We start from the raw sequence: 13,415 nt of genomic DNA, 5'->3' as shown, positions 1-13,415 counted from the left end.
AAGTCGTGGGTAAAATTTGCGCCACGGTGAAGGTAGTTAACATCTCTCCAAGAATTAAGGCCTAGCTTGCGGGACTATGCGATTAGCCACCATCACCAACTATGCCTATGGGGCCACCGTGGCCCTCACGCTGGTATCGGGCGCCGTCATGCTCATGGCGTCCAGCATCGAAGAGAAAGAACGCGCCGCCGTCGAACAGCGTGCCGTCTTCGATCAGATGACCTCCACGCTGGAGGAGGACAGCTATCGCCTGACCGAACATGCGCGCGCCTTTGCGATCACGGGCGACCCGTCGCATATCATCGCCTATCGCCGGGAAAAGGCGGCGCTCCGCTCGGTCGAACGGAGGATTGCCCATCTGCACGATCAGGGAGCCAGCATCGCCGAACTCGCGGCCCTGCGGGAGGGTTTGCACTGGGCCGATGCGCTGATCGACGAGCAGGAAGCCGCCATCAAGGCCGCCGAAAGCAGAGACCAGGGAACAGCGCGCAAGATATTGTTCGGTGACGAATATGGCCGGGAACTGGATCGCGTCGCCGCCCAGATCGGCAAGTTCCAATATATGCTGGACCAGCGGACGGAAAACACCGTCCGGCAGGCAACCGAAGCGGCCCGGCAATGGCGGCTCATGTCGGAAATCATGCTGGGCGCGACCGCCCTGCTGTTCCTGTGCGTGCTCTATTTCATCCTGAAGCAGCGCATCCTGCGTCCGGTGGTGCGGCTGAGCGATGTCGTGACCCGGCTGGCGGCGCAGGATTATGCTGCCGTGCCACCCGATTTTCCCCAGGTGGACGAGATCGGCGACATGGCGCAGGCCATCCGCATTTTCCGGGAAAACGGCCTGGAAAGGCAAAGGCTGGAACAGGAACGGGATGCGGACCGGATCACGCGCGATCAGCTTTCGCGCATGACCCAACGCCTGCAAGGATGCGACAATATAAGCGATCTTGTCGAGGTCGTCCGACGTTTCGCGCCTGAAATCGCGCCCGGTTTCGCTGGACGGCTCTACATGCACGACACCCGCCGCAATGTGATGGCGCAGGCCTGCGACTGGCTGTCGCCCCGGCAGTCGGGCGAGGAATTCGCGCCGACGGCCTGCTGGGCGCTGAGGCGCGGGCAGACCCACAAGCCGACCGGCGAGATGGTCGACATTCCGTGCGAGCATCTGGCCGGAAACATCGTGGCGTCCACCATCTGCATTCCCCTGACGGCGCAAGGGGAAAGCATCGGCCTGCTCTATGTCGAGCAGCCTGACGACCGGACCGCGGAACAGATCAGCCGCACGGAAAGATATCTGGAAATGCTGGCGGAAAATATCAGCCTGGCGCTCGCCAATCTGCGGCTGCGCGACGCGCTGCGCCAGATGGCAATGGCTGACCCGCTGACCGGCCTTGCCAACCGGCGCCGCTTCGACACTGTATTCAGGGAGCGGGTGATCCATGCCGAAAACGCGATGGCGCCGCTGGCCTGCCTGATGGTCGACATCGACCATTTCAAGCGGTTCAACGACAGCCATGGCCATGACGCAGGCGATGCGGTGCTGCGCGCCGTGGGGGCCGTGCTCAACGAAGCGCTGCGCGAAAAGGACTGCGCTTTCCGCCTGGGCGGGGAGGAGTTCGTGCTGCTCATGCCCGGCTTCGCGCAGGATCAGGCGATCGATCGCGCTATCCAGGTGCAGCAGAAATTGCAGGATCTGCGCGTCGAGCATCGGGGTGAGGAACTGGGGCCGATCACCGCATCCTTCGGCCTGGCCGTCTTCCCCGACCATGGCCGGGCGGAGACGCTGGTCCGGACGGCCGATGCCGCGCTGCTTCGGGCGAAAAGCCAGGGCCGCAACCAGATCGTCATCGCGACGGTCCGGGATGTGGCGTCACATTCGGCCTGAACTTTCGTCCAGCAGTCCTTCGTGAAGGCGGACCACCCGGTCCATCTTCCGCGCCAGCCGCTCATTATGCGTGGCCACCAGCGCGGCGGAGCCTTCCTCCCGCACCAGCCGCAGGAATTCGGCCAGCACGACATCGGCGGTCCGCTCGTCCAGATTGCCGGTCGGCTCGTCCGCCAGAACGAGGGCAGGCCGGTTGGCGAGCGCTCGCGCCACGGCCACGCGCTGCTGCTCGCCGCCGGACAACTGGCTTGGCCGATGTTCGAGGCGATGGCCAAGGCCCAACGATCCCAACAGCGATTCGGCGCGAACGCGGGCGCTCGCCATGTCGGCGTCGCGGATCACCTGCGGCAATATGACATTCTCCACCGCGTTGAAGTCGGGGAGCAGATGATGGAACTGGTAGACGAAGCCCAGCGCGTCACGGCGCAACCGCGTCCGCCCGTCATTGTCGAGTTTCGCCGCTTCTTCGCCGCCGATGCGGATCGATCCGTCGAAGCCGCCCTCCAGCAGCCCGACCGCCTGAAGCAGGGTCGATTTTCCCGATCCCGATGGGCCGAGCAACGCCACGATCTCCCCCGGCGCCACTGACAGGTCGACGCCGCGCAGCACCTCTATGGTGACGCCGCCCTGGGTGAAGCTGCGCTTCAGGCCGCCGACCTTCAATATCTCATTCATAGCGCAGCACCTGCACGGGATCGGTATTGGCGGCCTTGAACGCGGGATAGAGCGTCGCCAGGAAGCTGAAGACCAGCGCCATCAGGCAGATGATGGCGATCTCCACCGGATCGGGCTTGGCGGGCAGTTCGGTGAGGAAACGGATCGAGGGATCCCATAGATTCTGCCCGGTCAGGAACTGGATAGCGTTCACCACGCTCTGGCGGAAGAACAGGAAGGTGAAGCCCAACACCATGCCCGCCGCCATGCCGAGCGACCCGATCGTCACGCCCACGGTCATGAATATCTTGACCAGGCCTACACGGCTCGCCCCCATGGTCCGCAAGATCGCGATGTCGCGCGTCTTGGCGCGCACCAGCATGATCAGCGACGAGAGGATGTTGAACACCGCGACCAGCACGATGATCGACAGCACCACGAACATCGCGACCCGTTCCACCGCCAGCGCTTCGAACAGGGAAGCGTTCATCTGACGCCAATCCGTCACGATGGCGCGCCCCGCGACCTTGGCGGCCAGCGGTTCCAATATGGCGGCGACCTGGTCGGCGTTCACCGTCTCGACCTCGATCATGCTGACGACGTCGCCCAGCAGCAGCAGGGTCTGGGCGTCCTCCACCGGCATGACCACGAACGCCTTGTCATAATCATAGATGCCGACTTCGAAAATGGCGGCGACTTGATAGGAAACCTGCCGGGGCACGGTGCCGAAGGGCGTCGAACGGCCCGCCGGATTGATGATGGTGATGCTGTCGCCCAACTGTATGCCCAGATTTTCCGCCAGGCGCGACCCGATCCCCACCTTGCCGCCATTGGGTGTCAGCGCGCTCAGCTTGCCCGCAACGACCTTGGCCTTCAGGGTCGCGTTGTTCCGAATGTCGTTCACGGTCATGCCGCGTACCAGCACCGCGTCCACCCGGCCCTGGAAGCTGCCGAGCAAAGGCTGCTCGATCAACGGCGTTGCGCTAGTGACGCCGGGCGTCGCCTTCGCCTCCTTCAGCACCGCTTTCCAGTCCGGCAGGCGCCCGCCATAGCCCTGGACCACGGCATGGCCGTTGAGGCCGACGATCTTGTCGAACAGTTCGGCGCGAAAGCCGTTCATCACGCTCATCACGATGATAAGCGCCGCCACCCCCAGCATCACCGCCACCAGGCTGATGCCGGCGACGAGGAAGATGAAACCCTCCCCCTTGCCGGGCAGCAGGTAACGCTTGGCAATCATGCGTTCGTATCGGGACAGAATCATGATGGCGCGAACGGCCTCTCGATTGGGACAGGCAGACCGTCTAGCATGCTCTCGACCGACGGCAAGCATTGGCGGATTGTTGCACGGGAGCCACAGCGTAATCGGGAAAATCACAGGGACCGGAAATAGCCCGTGACACCGGCCCGCTCTGCCCATAGCTAAGGCCTCGAAGCACAGGTTAATGGCCGTGGTTCAGGGATACTGCATCCCGTTTCGAGCTTAGGGGGCTAAGAAACGGTTGAGGCAGGCCAAGGGGGAGACGAGCAATCGTCCATCAGTACCCGGGTCGCGGCAACGTGGTCCGGGTACTTTTCTTTTGGGCCTTATCCGGCGCGGCAATTCCCGTTTCAGCGCCTCTTGAAACACTCTCCCACCGAACCATATCGAATGCGTCCGGCCGCCACATGGGGTCGGACAGAGTTCGCCGGATGCCTTGTTCCGGGTCCGGCATGTTCATTTTGCTCTTTGGGAGATTATGACAATGCGTGGTTTTGACCTGACCCCCTATCGCCGCTCGACCGTGGGTTTCGACCGTCTCTTCGACCTGATCGAAAACAATGCCCGGTTGAGTCAGGGCGACAATTACCCCCCTTTCAATATCGAACGGCTTTCCGAGGATCGCTATCGCGTCACGCTGGCCGTGGCGGGCTTCCGCACGGATGAGATCGACATCACGGCTCAGCAGAACCTGCTCCAGGTGACCGGGCGGAAGGAAGAGGCGCCCGGCGGCGACCGCGCGCGTTTCCTGCATGTCGGCATCGCCAACCGCAGCTTCGAGCGCCGCTTCGAACTCGCCGATTTCGTGCGGGTGGAGAAGGCCGATCTTGCCGACGGCCTGCTGACGATCGAACTGGTGCGCGAAGTGCCGGAGGCGATGAAGCCGAAGAAGATCGCCATCAACGGCGGTCAGCTTGTCGAGATCAACAGCGACCGCGACGCCGCCTGATCCGACCGAATGGGAAAGGGGCGCGGTAGCCATGCCGCGCCCCTTTTCGTCAGATTTCGACCTGACTGCCCAATTCGACCACGCGATTGGTCGGCAGGCGGAAGAATTCCATTGCGCTTTCCGCATTGCGCAGCATCCAGGCGAATATCTTCTCACGCCAGAGCGGCATGCCCGGCTTGGCCGACGGCAGCAACGTCTGCCGCGCCAGGAAGAAGCTGGTGTCCATCATCCTGAACGCCTCGCCGCAGCCCGTCACATTCTTGAGCGCGGCGGGAACGTCGGGTTCCTGCATGAAACCATATTGCAGGACCAGACGGAAGAAGCCCCGGCCCAGATCCTCCAACCTACAACGCCCGTCATCCTCGACGACCGGCACGTCCTTGATCTTGACGGTCAACAGGATGACGCGCTCATGCAGCACCTTGTTATGCCTGAGATTGTGCAGCAGCGCATGCGGCACGCCATCAGGCGTGGAGGTCATGAAAACCGCCGTGCCGGGAACGCGAACGGCGCTGTTGGCCGCCGATGCGACGAAGACAGGGATCGGCATGGCGGCTTCGCGCAGCCGGTCCTGCACCAGCCGCCGTCCCCGCGACCAGGTGGTGAGCAGCGTGAAGATCACGAATCCGATCAGTAGCGGGAACCAGCCGCCCGCAGGCACTTTCGTGAGATTGGCGGCCAGATAGGCTCCGTCCACCAGAAACAGCACGGTCAGCAACGGGACGGAATAATACCAGCGCCATTTCCACAGGCGATAGAGCAGGACGGTCAGCAATACATTGTCGATGAACATCGCGCCCGTGACGGCGATGCCATAGGCGGCGGTCAGGTTCGATGAGGTCTGGAACACCAGCACCAGCAGGATTACCATGACCATCAACCCCCAGTTGACCAGGGGAATGTATATCTGGCCAGCGGTCGAAGCGCTGGTATGCGCGATCCGCAGGCGCGGCATGAAGCCGAGCTGGATCGCCTGCTGCGTGACGGAAAAGGCGCCGGAAATCACCGCCTGGCTGGCGATGATCGCCGCCATCGTGGCAAGTCCGACCAGCGGCAGTTGCGCCCATTGCGGAGCCAGATAGTAGAAGGGGCTATGCAGGGCCGCGGCGCCCTCGCGAAACAGCAGCGCACCTTGCCCCATATAGTTCATCATCAGCGCCGGCAGGACGAAGGCCAGCCAGGACACCCGGATCGGGCTGCGTCCGAAATGGCCCATATCGGCGTAGAGCGCTTCGGCCCCCGTCACCGCCAGCACCACCGCGCCCAAAGCGAGAAAAGCGGGCAGCGGATCGGTGGCGAAGAACATGACGGCCCAATAGGGGTTGAACGCATAGAGTATGCCCGGCGTCTTGGCGATGCTGATGATCCCCAGAACCGCGATCGTCAGGAAATAGGACAGCATGATCGGGCCGAACAAAGAAGCGACTCGATTGGTCCCCAGCCCCTGTATCCAGAACAGGCCCAGCAGGATGACGACCGCCGTGGGCAGGATGACGGGCGCAAGGCTGCTATTATAGACCGCCAGCCCTTCGACCGCCGACAGTACCGAAACGGCGGGCGTGATCATCGAATCGCCATAGAAAAGCGATGTCGCGAACACGCCCAGCAGGACGATTCCCCGCGACCATCGCTGTGTCTTGGTCTGGCCGTTGATCAGCGCCAACAGGGCAAGGCTGCCACCCTCCCCCTTATTGTCGGCGCGCATGATGACGGTGACATATTTGAGGGTCACGACCAGCATCATCGACCAGAACATCAAGCTGATGACGCCCAATATATGGTCCGGGTCCAGGTCCAGATGGTGATGCCCGGCGAAGGTTTCCCGGAATGCGTAAAGCGGGCTGGTGCCGATGTCCCCGAAAACGATCCCGATTGCGCCGACCACCAGCTTCAGCGTGGCCTTCTGTCCCGAATGGCCGTGATCATGGGCGCTTTCGTCATCGGTGCGCGCGATAGCGCCGGTGATCTCGTCAGCCATGGAGAAAATGCCGAATTGTCATGATCTTTGGACACCCGAACGGGGAAGCGGCCCGTCTTGTCATTCGATAAGCCCCGCAAACCGCCGCGCCCTATCATGGCTCCAAGGTGGAGGCAATGATGGCGCTGCGGCTTTCACCGCTTATCGGCCGGCAGACCCAAGCATGGCGTCGATACGCGCAATGTTGCTTTCGAGTTCCTTCTTGACCGCGCTGTCTTCAGGTGCGCTGGCGGCAAGCGGCGCCCAGAGAGAGCGGGCTTCCTTGAGCTGCCCTGCGCGGGCGAGCGCCATCCCGTAGAAATAGCGCGGCGCCGGACCTTCGGGATCGATCGCCATGGCCCGGCGATAGGCGAAATCGGCCGAGGGGGACAGCACCCCGCCCGCATGCGCGACCAGCGCATTGCCGAATCCCAGCCATAGATTGGGATCGTCCGGCGTATCGCGAAGGCCGGACAGCAGGACATTCGCTGCTTCCTTCGTCTTCCCCTGACGCCCCAAACCGTCCGACAGCATCAGCCACTGGCCCGCCTTGCCATAACGCTCGGCAAGGCCCCGGCGCTGTTCGGCAAGCTTCTCGTCAAAGGCCACGACGTCCTTGTCCGCCGCTTGCCGGGGCGAACCCGCCGATCCCGGTTTTCCCTGCCAGGCATAGCCGGCAAGACCCAGCAGCAGGGCAGCAGCCGAGATTTCCCAGGCCGTCCGGGGTATCCGGCCGACCGCGACAAGCGCCACGCTCACGAAGAGCGCCAATGCGGCAGCGATGATCCAACCCGTCATGACCGCCTCCTCCGCTTGATCCGCCCGCGCAGCAACAGCAGCCCCAGACCCAGCAGAATCAGCGGCGCGGCCCAGAGCGGCCAGAGGATCGGTTCCGCCGTCGGCTCATAACTCACCCAGTCGCCATAGCGCTCGATCAGCCAGGCGCGGATATGTTCGGGCTGCTCACCCGCCATGATGCGTTCGCGGATCTGCGACCGCATATCGCCCGCCATGCTGGCATTGCTGTCGGCTATCGACTGGCTCTGGCAGGTGAGGCAGCGGATCGTTTCCATAAGGGTCCGCGCCTTTTTCTCCAGCCCCGGGTCTTCTATCTGGCGGTCGGCATAGGGAGCAGGCGGCAAGGCGGACTGCGCGAAGACAGGGGCGCTCAGCATCAGCGCCAGCAGGGCGATAGCGATCCTCACTGCGCATTCCTCAGCCGGTCGATGATCATTGGCACGTCATCCTCGCGAATGTCGCCCACATGCTGATAGGCGATGCGGCCCTTTCCATCGATGATGAAGCTTTCCGGAACGCCGGACGAACCCAGCGCGATCTGCACCTCGCTCCGCGCATCCAGACCGATGCGGGAATAGGGATTGCCGTAGCGCTGGAGGAAAGCGTCGACGTCGGTCCGCGCATCGCGAATGGCGATGGCGTCGATTTCCACGCCCGCCTGTTTGAGCGCCAGCAATTGGGGCGCTTCCGCCGCGCAGGGCATGCACCAGCTTGCGAATATATTGAGCAGGCGCGGCTTCCCCGTGGCGAGTTCCGTGCTGGCAAGCGGCGGCCGGTCGCTCGCGGCGGCGGGCAGGACGAAGGCGGGCAGCGATTTGCCGACAAGCTTCGAACTGATGATCCGGTCGTCCGGACGCAACAGCCCGCTCGCAAACAGCCCGAAAAAGCCGAGGAACAACGCCAGCGGCAGCCAGATGAGCAATTTCCTCATAATGCGGCCTCCATGGCCTTGCGCGCCCGCCATTTGAGCAGCCAGCCGCGCCGTTCCCGCCCGACCAACGCCAGCCCGCCGCCCAGCGCGATCAGGAAACCGCCAAACCAGATCAGCGTCACGAACGGCTTCCACCAGATGCGGAGCTGCCAGCGGCCCTCATCCGCCTCCTGCCCCAGCACGACATAGAGCTGGCCGTTCCAGCGCGTCAGCAGGGCGGCTTCGGTCGTGGTCGTCGGCGGTGAGGCGAAGAATCGCGACTGCGGGTGTATCAGGACCGGCTCGCCTCCGTCGCGGCTCGCTTCCATATCAGCCTGGAGCGCGGTCCAGTTGTCGCCCGCTATCGGCAGGATCTGCCTGAAACGAAGGGTCCAGCCTGCCGTCTCCACCGTGTCACCGGGGCGCGCCGCCACCAGCTTCTCCACCGTGAAGGCCGAATCGCAGGCCATGCCGGCCAGACTGACCGCGCAGCCCAGATGAGCGATCACCATGCCCCAGGTAAAAAGCGGCGTTCGGCGCAGATTGCGCTTCCAGAGCGGCGCGACGCTTCCCACCGCGACCGCCAGCGCGATCACCAGGCCAAGGAAGGGCAATATGCCGATCCGCCCCCAGGCCAAGGTCGCCAGCGTGAGGAAAACCAATCCCCCCACCGCCAGCGGGATCGCTATCCGCCGGGTCACTTCCCGCATCCGGTCGCGCCGCCAGCGGGTCAGCGGTCCAAGGATCATCACGATCATCAACGCCAGCGCGATCGGACCTGCGATGCGGTCGAAATAGGGCGCGCCCACCGACACCTTATGGCCGAATGCTTCGGTCATTAGCGGATAAAGCGTGCCGATCAGCACCAGCCCCAATATGACCGAGAGCAGCAGATTATTGACGACCAACATGGTTTCCCGGCTGACCAGTTCGAACGGCGCGCCCTCCCGCACCGCGCCCACGCGCCAGCCGAACAGAGCCAATGCCCCGCCGATATAGATGCCGAGCAGCGCCAGAATGAAGGTGCCGCGTTCCGGATCGACGGCGAAAGCGTGGACGCTGGTCAGGATTCCCGACCGGACCAGGAAAGTGCCGACCATCGACATGGAAAAGGCGACCACCGCCAGCATCACCGTCCATGCGCGCAAGGCGTCACGGGTGGCCAGCACGGTCACGCTATGGAGCAACGCCGTCGCCGCCAGCCAGGGCATGAGCGAGGCATTTTCCACCGGATCCCAGAACCACCAGCCGCCCCAGCCCAGTTCATAATAGGCCCAATAGCTGCCCGCCGTGATGCCGAGCGTCAGCAATATCCACGCGCCCAGAACCCATGGCCGCATGGCGCGAGCGAAGGCGGCGTCCACCTGCCTGGTCAACAGCGCGCCGACCGCAAAGGAAAAGGCAACGGACAGGCCGACATAACCGAGATAAAGCGTCGGCGGATGGAAAGCGAGGCCGGGGTCTTGCAAGAGCGGATTGAGTCCCTGCCCGTCCGCCGCCGGCGGATCGACCCGCGCGAAGGGATTGGAGGCGAACAGCAGGAAGGCATAGAAGCCAAGGCTGATCGCCGCCTGCCCGCCGAGCATCGCCATGTGCGTCTCGCGCCGCAAGGCCCGCTCGAAGAGGGCGACGGCCGCGCCCGCCATGCCCATCACGGTCACCCAGAGCAGCATCGACCCTTCGTGATTGCCCCAGGTTCCGGCGAATTTGTAGAGCCAGGGCTTCATCGAATGGCTGTTCGTGACGACGAGCAGGACCGACATGTCGGACCGCATGAACAGCGCGATCAGCAGGGCGAAGGCCAGTGCCGTCAGCCCCCCCTGCGCCACCGCCACGGGCCGCACCGCGCCCAGCAGTTCGCTCTTGCCTCCAGCGAGGCCAATCGCCGCCAGCGCCAACTGAAGCAGGGCCAGCGACGCGGCAAGCCATAATGCGGCAAGGCCAGCTTCAGCGATCATGCGTGCTTCGCTTCACTGATCCGCCTTCATCTTGTGGGACTTCTCGTCATATTGCATGCCTTCCAACTCGCGCGGCATGTAGCGCTCGTCATGTTTGGCCAGCAAATTGGTGGCCTGGAAAATGCCGCCCGCGTCAAAAGACCCCTCAGCCACTACGCCCGAACCTTCGCGAAAAAGGTCGGGGGTGATGCCCTTGAAGCTTGCCGGGACAGTCGCCTTTCCGTCGGTGACGTCGAAATGGATGGTGACGCCGTCGCTGGCGCGCTTGATACTGCCCTTGACCACCATGCCGCCCAGCCGGATCGCCTTGCCCGGCTCGACGCCCTCGGTCTTCACGTCGTTGGGCGCGTAGAAATAAGCGGCCTCGTCCTTGAGCGCGGACGCCGCCAGCAGGCCCGCGCCGATCAGCGCGGCCAGGGCGACCACGGCCAGGATCAGCCTTTGATGTTTCGCCTTCATGCGCGGTCCGCCGACGCCCTGCTTTCAGCGCCGCGCATCGCGCGCCAACTGAGCAGGCTTATAAGGCCAGTGCCCAGAAAGGTCAGCGCATAGGCGCCGATGACGAAAGCCCACTGGTTCATCCCCTCACCCTCGCGCCCCTCATCCTCGCGCAAGCCGCTGCATCCGCGCTTCGATCTTGTTCCGCGCCAATATGGCGCGCATGCGCATCAGCACGATCGCCGCGAAAAGCAAGGTGAATCCGACCAGGGTGAAGCCCAGCGGCCAGAGCAGCGCCGTATCGATGGTCGATCCGCGCAGGGTGATGCTGGGGCCTTGATGCAGGCTGTTCCACCACAGCACCGAACGGTTGATGATCGGGATGTTGATCGCGCCGACCAGCCCGAAAATGGCGGTTACGGGACTGACCCCGCCGCTGCCCTGCCGCGCGCTGGCATTGGCGAGGGCGATATAGCCGAGATAGAGGAAGAACAGCACCAGCATGGATGTCATGCGCCCGTCCCATTCCCACCATGTGCCCCAGGTGGGCCGACCCCAGATCGACCCGGTGATGAGGCAGGTCGCGGTGAAGAAGGCACCCGGCACGGCAATGGCCCGCCCCGCCACGGCGGCAAGCGGATGACGCCAGACCAGTTGCATGAGGGCGGCGATGGCGATGCCGGTCCATCCCGCCATGCCCAGCCAGGCGGCGGGAACATGGATGTAGAGGATGCGCACCGTATCGCCCTGAAGATAGTCCGCCGGCGTCACGAACAGACCGCAGCCGGCCCCGGCGAGCAGCAGAATCAGCCCCGGCCAGAACAGCCAGACCGTCAAAGGTCGGGCAATTTTGAGGAAGCGCGCAGGATTGGCGAAACGATGCATGAGAAGAGGCTATTAGCTTTCCAAATGCCTCAAGGCCAGTAGGCCTTTTTCCCAATTTCATCGCCGGAAAATCGGGATCCGTCATGCCCGTCCCCCTTTTTTGCGACAGACAGGCGACAAATCGTCCCCGACGCACTATATGCGCGCAAAAGCCGCCCCGGTGAGTGCGGACAGGATTGGCAATGGACCATCAAAAACCCATGTTTACGACGAACCCGTTCGACGACGACAAGCTGCGTGAAGAATGCGGCATTTTCGGCGTCTTCAACGCTGAAACCGCCTCCGCCATGGTCGCTCTTGGCCTCCACGCGCTCCAGCATCGCGGCCAGGAGGCGGCCGGCATCACCAGCTGGGACGGCCATGATTTCCACACCCACCGCGCGATGGGGCATGTGGCCGGGAATTTCGACCGCGACGAAGTGATTCGGGGCCTCCCCGGCGGTGCGGCCTGCGGCCATGTCCGCTATTCGACCACCGGCGAAACATCGCTGCGCAACGTCCAGCCGCTTTATGCGGAACTGAATTCCGGCGGTTTCGCCATCGCGCATAACGGCAATATTTCCAACGCCATGAAGCTGCGCCGCGAACTGATCCGCCGCGGCTCCATCTTCCAGTCGACCTCCGATACCGAAGTCATCATCCATCTGGTCGCCACTTCCACCTATCGCACGCTGCTCGACAAGTTCATCGATGCGCTGAAGCAGGTCGAGGGCGCCTATTCGCTGATCGTCATGACGCCCGAAGGCATGGTCGCATGCCGCGATCCGCTGGGCATCCGGCCCCTGGTGATGGGCAAGCTGGGCGATTCGATCATCTTCGCTTCCGAAACCGTCGCCTTCGACGTCGTGGGGGCGGAGCATGTCCGCTCCATCGAGCCGGGCGAACTGGTCATCGTCACCCATGACGGCGAAGTGCGCAGCCACCACCCCTTTGGGGAGACGCATGCCCGCCCCTGCATTTTCGAACATGTCTATTTCAGCCGTCCCGATTCGGTCGTCGACGGCTCCAGCGTCTATTCGGTCCGCAAGGCGATCGGCGCGCAGTTGGCCCTCGAAAACCCGGTCGAGGCGGATTATGTCATCCCGGTGCCCGACAGCGGCGTTCCGGCGGCGATCGGCTATGCCCAGCAATCGGGCATTCCCTTCGAACTGGGCATCATCCGCTCGCACTATATCGGCCGCACCTTCATCCAGCCGGGCGACAAGGTCCGCCACCTGGGCGTGAAGCTGAAGCATAATGCCAACCGCGCCCTGATCGAGGGCAAGCGCATCGTGCTGATCGACGATTCGATCGTGCGCGGCACCACCAGCTTGAAGATCGTGCAGATGATGCGCGAAGCGGGCGCCAAGGAAGTGCATATGCGCATCGCCAGCCCGCCGACCAGGCATAGCTGCTTCTACGGCGTCGATACGCCGGAGCGGACCAAGCTGCTGGCGCACCGGCTGGACATTGGCGGGATGCAGGACTTCATCCACGCCGACAGCCTGTCCTTCATCTCCATCGATGGGCTGTACAAGGCGCTGGGCGAGGTGAAGCGCGCGGACATCCGGCCGCAATATTGCGACGCCTGCTTCACCGGCGACTATCCCACGACCCTGACCGACCAGGACGAAGTCGTCGTGCAGAACCAATTGGAACTGCTGGCCGAACGGGTGGTCTGACCGCCTTCCTTCCCGCCTTATGGATGGGCCCGACGCATTATCGCTTCGGGCTTGTCCCT

At 63.5% G+C, this 13,415-nt stretch carries 13 protein-coding genes; 3 read left to right on the top strand and 10 right to left on the bottom strand.

Features of this window, described 5'->3' with window-relative positions:
* The first annotated feature begins 76 nt into the window (after positions 1-76).
* The gene (locus NUH86_RS05710; RefSeq protein WP_267251532.1) at positions 77-1,885 is read left to right on the top strand and encodes a diguanylate cyclase; all 1,809 of its coding nucleotides are present in this window, start codon (positions 77-79) and stop codon (positions 1,883-1,885) included.
* Here NUH86_RS05710 and NUH86_RS05705 read toward each other — a convergent pair.
* Positions 1,871-2,560: an ABC transporter ATP-binding protein gene (locus NUH86_RS05705; protein WP_267251531.1), complete on the bottom strand. Its 690-nt coding sequence runs from the start codon at positions 2,558-2,560 to the stop codon at positions 1,871-1,873. The two genes, NUH86_RS05710 and NUH86_RS05705, sit on opposite strands and share 15 nt — an antisense overlap.
* Positions 2,553-3,803 (bottom strand): lipoprotein-releasing ABC transporter permease subunit, encoded by a 1,251-nt coding sequence (locus NUH86_RS05700; RefSeq protein WP_267251530.1) that lies wholly within the window; start codon positions 3,801-3,803, stop codon positions 2,553-2,555. The genes NUH86_RS05705 and NUH86_RS05700 overlap by 8 nt, the downstream gene beginning before the upstream one ends.
* A gap of 481 nt (positions 3,804-4,284) precedes the next feature.
* Here NUH86_RS05700 and NUH86_RS05695 point away from each other — a divergent pair, with 481 nt between their 5' ends.
* The gene (locus NUH86_RS05695; protein WP_267251529.1) at positions 4,285-4,749 is read left to right on the top strand and encodes an Hsp20 family protein; all 465 of its coding nucleotides are present in this window, start codon (positions 4,285-4,287) and stop codon (positions 4,747-4,749) included.
* Positions 4,750-4,798: 49 nt separating this feature from the next.
* Here NUH86_RS05695 and NUH86_RS05690 read toward each other — a convergent pair whose 3' ends face one another.
* From NUH86_RS05690 to ccmC, 8 genes are all read right to left on the bottom strand, one after another.
* Positions 4,799-6,727 carry a potassium transporter Kup gene (locus tag NUH86_RS05690; protein WP_267251528.1) on the bottom strand — a complete coding sequence of 643 codons (1,929 nt, stop codon included), beginning with the start codon at positions 6,725-6,727 and terminating at the stop codon, positions 4,799-4,801.
* Positions 6,728-6,868: 141 nt separating this feature from the next.
* A complete protein-coding gene (locus NUH86_RS05685; protein ID WP_267251527.1) occupies positions 6,869-7,504 on the bottom strand; it encodes a tetratricopeptide repeat protein in 636 nt (211 codons plus the stop codon).
* Positions 7,501-7,881 carry a cytochrome c-type biogenesis protein CcmH gene (locus tag NUH86_RS05680; protein ID WP_416365361.1) on the bottom strand — a complete coding sequence of 127 codons (381 nt, stop codon included), beginning with the start codon at positions 7,879-7,881 and terminating at the stop codon, positions 7,501-7,503. Before NUH86_RS05680 ends, NUH86_RS05685 begins: the two co-directional genes overlap by 4 nt.
* A 26-nt stretch (positions 7,882-7,907) precedes the next feature.
* Entirely contained in the window at positions 7,908-8,435 is a 528-nt protein-coding gene (locus NUH86_RS05675; protein WP_267251525.1) for a redoxin family protein, read from the bottom strand.
* On the bottom strand, positions 8,432-10,372 hold the full coding sequence (locus NUH86_RS05670) for a heme lyase CcmF/NrfE family subunit (protein ID WP_267251523.1): 1,941 nt from the start codon (positions 10,370-10,372) through the stop codon (positions 8,432-8,434). Before NUH86_RS05670 ends, NUH86_RS05675 begins: the two co-directional genes overlap by 4 nt.
* Before the next feature lie 12 nt (positions 10,373-10,384).
* Positions 10,385-10,831, bottom strand: a complete 447-nt coding sequence (gene ccmE, locus NUH86_RS05665; protein WP_267251522.1) for a cytochrome c maturation protein CcmE — start codon at positions 10,829-10,831, stop codon at positions 10,385-10,387.
* Entirely contained in the window at positions 10,828-10,953 is a 126-nt protein-coding gene (locus NUH86_RS05660; RefSeq protein ID WP_267251521.1) for a hypothetical protein, read from the bottom strand. Before NUH86_RS05660 ends, ccmE begins: the two co-directional genes overlap by 4 nt.
* A 19-nt stretch (positions 10,954-10,972) precedes the next feature.
* The gene (gene ccmC, locus NUH86_RS05655; protein WP_267251520.1) at positions 10,973-11,695 is read right to left on the bottom strand and encodes a heme ABC transporter permease CcmC; all 723 of its coding nucleotides are present in this window, start codon (positions 11,693-11,695) and stop codon (positions 10,973-10,975) included.
* A 200-nt stretch (positions 11,696-11,895) separates the two neighbouring features.
* Between ccmC and purF the strand changes: the two genes are divergently transcribed.
* Positions 11,896-13,356, top strand: coding sequence for an amidophosphoribosyltransferase (gene purF, locus NUH86_RS05650; protein ID WP_267251519.1), 1,461 nt, complete (start codon positions 11,896-11,898; stop codon positions 13,354-13,356).
* The last annotated feature ends 59 nt before the right edge of the window (positions 13,357-13,415 follow it).

Source organism: Sphingobium sp. JS3065, from assembly GCF_026427355.1.
Classification (GTDB): domain Bacteria; phylum Pseudomonadota; class Alphaproteobacteria; order Sphingomonadales; family Sphingomonadaceae; genus Sphingobium.
Note: the sequence above shows the minus strand (reverse complement) of the source record. Positions and strands in the feature narration are given on the sequence as shown.

Coding starts and splice junctions, on each gene's coding strand:
- NUH86_RS05695 (WP_267251529.1), top strand. CDS start 4,285: ATGCGTGGTTTTGACCTGACCCCCTATCGCCGCTCGACCGTGGGTTTC.
- purF (WP_267251519.1), top strand. CDS start 11,896: ATGTTTACGACGAACCCGTTCGACGACGACAAGCTGCGTGAAGAATGC.
- NUH86_RS05685 (WP_267251527.1), bottom strand. CDS start 7,504: ATGACGGGTTGGATCATCGCTGCCGCATTGGCGCTCTTCGTGAGCGTG.
- NUH86_RS05670 (WP_267251523.1), bottom strand. CDS start 10,372: ATGATCGCTGAAGCTGGCCTTGCCGCATTATGGCTTGCCGCGTCGCTG.
- NUH86_RS05710 (WP_267251532.1), top strand. CDS start 77: ATGCGATTAGCCACCATCACCAACTATGCCTATGGGGCCACCGTGGCC.
- NUH86_RS05680 (WP_416365361.1), bottom strand. CDS start 7,881: ATGCTGAGCGCCCCTGTCTTCGCGCAGTCCGCCTTGCCGCCTGCTCCC.
- ccmC (WP_267251520.1), bottom strand. CDS start 11,695: ATGCATCGTTTCGCCAATCCTGCGCGCTTCCTCAAAATTGCCCGACCT.
- NUH86_RS05690 (WP_267251528.1), bottom strand. CDS start 6,727: ATGGCTGACGAGATCACCGGCGCTATCGCGCGCACCGATGACGAAAGC.
- NUH86_RS05660 (WP_267251521.1), bottom strand. CDS start 10,953: ATGAACCAGTGGGCTTTCGTCATCGGCGCCTATGCGCTGACCTTTCTG.
- NUH86_RS05700 (WP_267251530.1), bottom strand. CDS start 3,803: ATGATTCTGTCCCGATACGAACGCATGATTGCCAAGCGTTACCTGCTG.
- NUH86_RS05675 (WP_267251525.1), bottom strand. CDS start 8,435: ATGAGGAAATTGCTCATCTGGCTGCCGCTGGCGTTGTTCCTCGGCTTT.
- NUH86_RS05705 (WP_267251531.1), bottom strand. CDS start 2,560: ATGAATGAGATATTGAAGGTCGGCGGCCTGAAGCGCAGCTTCACCCAG.
- ccmE (WP_267251522.1), bottom strand. CDS start 10,831: ATGAAGGCGAAACATCAAAGGCTGATCCTGGCCGTGGTCGCCCTGGCC.